The organism is Caldicoprobacter sp., assembly GCF_047459465.1.
GTDB lineage: Bacteria > Bacillota > Clostridia > Caldicoprobacterales > Caldicoprobacteraceae > Caldicoprobacter.
Window position 1 is genome coordinate 1 of the sequence record NZ_VSCO01000197.1, and the last position, 2,693, is coordinate 2,693.

The 2,693-nt window shown below is 45.0% G+C and carries 2 protein-coding genes; both read left to right on the forward strand.

Annotated elements, in window-relative coordinates:
- On the forward strand, positions 1-1,736 hold a 1,736-nt coding region (locus tag FWJ59_RS09230; RefSeq protein ID WP_414481644.1), incomplete at its 5' end, for a DUF5696 domain-containing protein.
- A 4-nt stretch (positions 1,737-1,740) separates the two neighbouring features.
- Positions 1,741-2,682 carry a carbohydrate ABC transporter permease gene (locus FWJ59_RS09235; RefSeq protein WP_414481645.1) on the forward strand — a complete coding sequence of 314 codons (942 nt, stop codon included), beginning with the start codon at positions 1,741-1,743 and terminating at the stop codon, positions 2,680-2,682.
- The last annotated feature ends 11 nt before the right edge of the window (positions 2,683-2,693 follow it).

Sequence of the window (2,693 nt, forward strand, 5' to 3'; positions counted from 1 at the left end):
AGATAGAGTACCACCACGATTCCTATCCGCTTTACAGCTTGAGGCTGCTGGAATTTTTCGGCGCTGCTGGTTTGCAGGATGAAGGCTACATGCTGGTGCCGGACGGTTCGGGAGCCCTAATCTACCTCAACAACAATAAATTAGCCTCTTCATCATACTTCATAAATATATACGGGAATGACAGGTCCGTACCTCTGACCGAGCGTTCCAGCTTGATAGAACAGGCATATTTGCCCGTATTCGGCATGAAGAAAGGAGATAAAGCGTTATTTGCCATCATCGAGTCGGGAGATGCCATGGCACGGGTATGCGCCGACATAAGCGGAAGGGTAAATTCCTATAATTCAGTATGCGCGGAGTTTGTTTTGATACCGAACGATGTTCTTGATATAAGTGATTATTCGGGGAACTATGTGATCATGGTATATCAGCCTCGCATTTTCAAGGGGAATATAAAGATAAGATACGTTTTCCTGAACGGCGAGGATGCCAATTATGCGGGGATGGCCAGATATTATAGAAAGTATTTAGAGAATCAGTATGGCATGGTACAGAGACAGCAATACGATGACGTACCTTTTTATGTGGAGCTGATAGGTGCCATCAGAAAGGTGCGTTCCATAGCCGGGGTACCCGTCAACGTTCTTCAACCGGTAACAACATACGACCAGGCGATTGAAATTCTGGAGGAGTTAAAGAAAGGCGGCGTGAATGACATAGTATTAAAATATACCGGATGGGCCAACGGAGGGGTACACCATACCATACCTTCAAGCGTGAAGTTGATATCCAAGCTGGGCGGCTCCAGGGCGTTCAACAGATTGACGGCTTTTTTGGAGCAAAACCAAATCGATTATTTTATGGATTTTGGCATTGTATACGCTTATAAGAACACCCTGTTTGATGACTTCATAGTCCGTGCCCACGCTTCCCGCTATATAACGAAAGAGGTTGCCAGCATATACGATTACAATATAGCAACTGACGTCCAGGATCACGATAGGGGACCCTATTACATAATCAGCCCTTCTAAAATTCCTTCCATTGTGGATGGCATGATAAAGGGGCTACAGCGACTGTCTGTAAAGGGGGTTTCCATAAGGGATGCCGCTATTGACGTTAACTCCGATTTCAGAGAAAAGCGCCTTATCGATAGACAGCAAGCAAGGGATATTCTGGAGGCGCAGTTTGAAAAGATTAAAAACTCAGGGTTAGGGCTGATGGTGGATGGAGGGAATGCTTATTCCCTGCCCTACGTTGACCACATTGTGAACATTCCAGAGGAGTCTAACAGGTTTTATATAACCGACGAGAGCGTTCCATTTTTCCAAATGGTCATTAGAGGGCACATAAATTACGCAGGAGAGCCTGTAAACCTTGCCTCTGATTACAAGAAAGCGGTACTCAAGGCCATAGAGATTGGAGGAGGCTTATACTTTACCTTTATCTATGATGAAAACTCCGCCGTTAAGGAGACCTACTATGATAACTATTATTCCTGCGAATACCGTATATGGCTTGACAGGGCTTTGGAGTTTTACAGAGAAGTCAATGAAGCTTTGAAAGACGTGCAGGGGCAGACCATAGTGAACCATGAAAAGCTGGCAGAAAATGTGTATAGAACGACTTTTGAAAACGGGGTACAGGTAATCGTAAATTATAACAGCGAAGACGTAAACATCCAGGGCATGACCATTGAGGGGAAGGGATACAAGGTATTAAAGGGAGGAAGGTAATTTTATGCTGTTAGTATCAACAAATCGAGGAAATCAGGCCGCCGGAAGAAAAAGAAGGAGGCTAACTTTAACCAGCAAAAGGGCCATGATGGGATATGCCTTTGTATCGCCGTATATAATCGGCCTCATAGCCTTCTTCATGGTTCCCATAGTCCAGTCCTTCATATTCAGTTTAAACAGATTCGAGGTAGTAGAGGACGGGTATGTGCTGATTCCCAATGGTTTTGAGTACTATCGTAGGGCTCTATTTGTGCATCCCGATTTTGTGAGGAATCTTGTTGAGTCCCTTCTGGATATGGTGACCAATGTTCCGCTCATCATAATATTCAGCTTTTTTGCTGCCAACCTGCTGAACCAGAAATTCAGGGGACGGGCAGCTGCAAGAGCAATATTCTTCCTACCGGTAATACTAATGTCAGGCGTGATGCGCACCGTGGATAGCGGCGACTTGCTGCAATCTTCCCTCGGGCTTACGCAGACCGATTCCGGAGGGGGAACTCTCCAGGCCATAGAGCTGGCAAGGGTATTGTTTCAAACAAGGCTGGACCCCAGATTTATAAACTACATCATAAGCGCCGTTGAAAGAATTTATGATATCGTTTCTGCATCCGGCGTACAAATACTTATCTTTCTTGCCGGCCTTCAGTCCATCCCTCCATCGCTGTTTGAAGCTTCCAATATAGAGGGTGCTACCGGTTGGGAAAATTTCTGGAAGATCACCTTCCCAATGGTAAGCCCGTTGATACTGGTAAACACCGTATATACGGTGATCGATACTCTTACCAACTCTTCCAATTCGGTTATGGAACTGATAGAGGAAATCGCATTTTCCCAAAACAATTACGGCTTTAGCTCCGCTATGGCATGGATATACTTCATTTCCGTTATGGTCGTCGTGCTGATTATTATAGGGATAATCTCCCGCAGCGTGTTCTATCAGGAATAAATATTTTGGGG

Coding starts and splice junctions, on each gene's coding strand:
- FWJ59_RS09235 (WP_414481645.1), top strand. CDS start 1,741: ATGCTGTTAGTATCAACAAATCGAGGAAATCAGGCCGCCGGAAGAAAA.